Consider the following 1909-nt stretch of genomic DNA (forward strand, 5'->3'; position numbering starts at 1 on the left):
AGCAAGATGATTTTTTACTCTTTCTATAGCTGAGTTTGGGTTAAACATGGGGTTTCTCCTTTAGAGATAATAAATAATATATTATTAATTAAATAATGCAATATGAATTAATTAATTTCATCTAATTCCTTACACATTTTTTCAAATTCTTGATAATACTTCCAAGAAGCTACTATATCTGGACGATGTTGTTTGATATGAACAAGTTCTTTATTTAATATGTTTTTTAACTTTTTTCTTATTTCTTGGTTTGATTTTAAATATACAAGCACATTTTTTTCTTTTATTTTATTTGCTACTATCTTTTTAACTTTCAAATCCAATTTATTTAAAAATTCTATAATATACTCTTTGATATAATTTAAAAAATTACTATTGCAATCAATTAATTCGATGTAAAAATTATCAATGTAAAAATGCACTTTATTATACAATTCATGATTTTTAGAAAAAATATATTTAAATATATCAATTTTTTTGCTTTGACTGACAGTTGCTTCTATATAGATAGGAATTTTCTGCCCTTCATAATAAATATTTAAAACTAAAGGTAATATATATTTAAAATCATTATATTTAATTTCTTTAAAATATTTCATATCTCTAAATTTTGGCTGGTCAAAATCTAAAAATTTTGATAACCTTAATAATGTTTGGAAGGATTGCTGTGGAGTAATTTCATTCATGTCAATATAAAGTACATTATTTTTTATAACTTTATTAAACAAAGAATTTATATAAAACGAGCTATGCTGAATTGTAAAATCAATTGTTTCTATAATAGGCAAATCGCTAACAATATCACCTAGGTAATACTTGAAACGATCTAATGTTTTATCTATATCATCATTAATAAAAAAAACATCGTAAAAATTTTGATTACTTTTAGCAAAATATCCATGATTTACACCTGTTTTTAATCTTTCAATAGGATCTCTGACTAAAACTAAAATAGTAATTTCATTATTTAATAAACTTAAAATTTTATGTTCAAATGCAAAGTTTTTCTTCCATAAGCTTATAATACATAATACTGCTTTTTCTTCACACTGAGTGTATAAAATATTTTTATAATCACTTTCAGCGTATACTAAATAACAAGAGCACTTTCTAAGGTATAAATCTAAAGCAAGATGGCCAGATAAACCAAATCCTAAATACACAAACTTATATCCATCAGGTAAAGGTAAATTCATATCCCATGCAAGTTCAGCAGGTATGTTATGATAATTGATTTTTTCATTTTCATCATTTAGTTTCTTAGGATCAAGTAAAGAAGGGTAAGGATGATTTTCTTTTTTGTATCTTTCTTTGAAATCATCTGATAATAACCATTCTTCTATAAGATCGAAATTTTGTATAAAATAATTAAAATTGCGAAAGATATTATCTAATATTGCTTTATAATCTTGATGAATTTTTAATATATTTTTTATTCTTAGAATTTTTTTTAAAAATAATTGTTTATTATCTATCCAACCTTCAAGGATGCTAGAGTCAATCTGATTAAATTCTTTAAAAATTTCTCTAAAAATTTGAAATTCTTTTTTAGCTTTTTTAATATCATTTTTTAGTTTAAATCCACTTCCTTTATACCAGGTTTTATCAGCTTTGATTAAAACTTCACCTAGCATATAGGACAAATGAAATTTATATCTTAAAGCTTGCTCATAATCACTGCATGTTTCTAAACTTGGATATTTGAGTTGAGGAAAAACTTGTATAGTTTGTTGGTAAATTCTTTGTTCTTTTTTGTGTTGTTTTTTAATTTTATAAAGTTTTTTAAATAATGCTATATACCCCCCCCATTGTTTGTGAAATCAATCATAACTTGACCTAGTTTATAAGCAAGATGATTTTTTACTCTTTCTATAGCTGAGTTTGGGTTAAACATGGGGTTTCTCCTTTA

1 pseudogene is annotated in these 1909 nt (G+C 23.7%); it reads right to left on the bottom strand.

Going from position 1 to position 1909, the window contains the following annotated elements:
* Positions 1–107: 107 nt before the first annotated feature.
* Positions 108–1894 (bottom strand): annotated as a pseudogene (locus AJ886_RS03755) (DUF2972 domain-containing protein).
* Positions 1895–1909: the final 15 nt, after the last annotated feature.

Source organism: Campylobacter sp. BCW_6465 (genome assembly GCF_001762815.1).
Classification (GTDB): Bacteria; Campylobacterota; Campylobacteria; order Campylobacterales; family Campylobacteraceae; genus Campylobacter_D; species Campylobacter_D jejuni.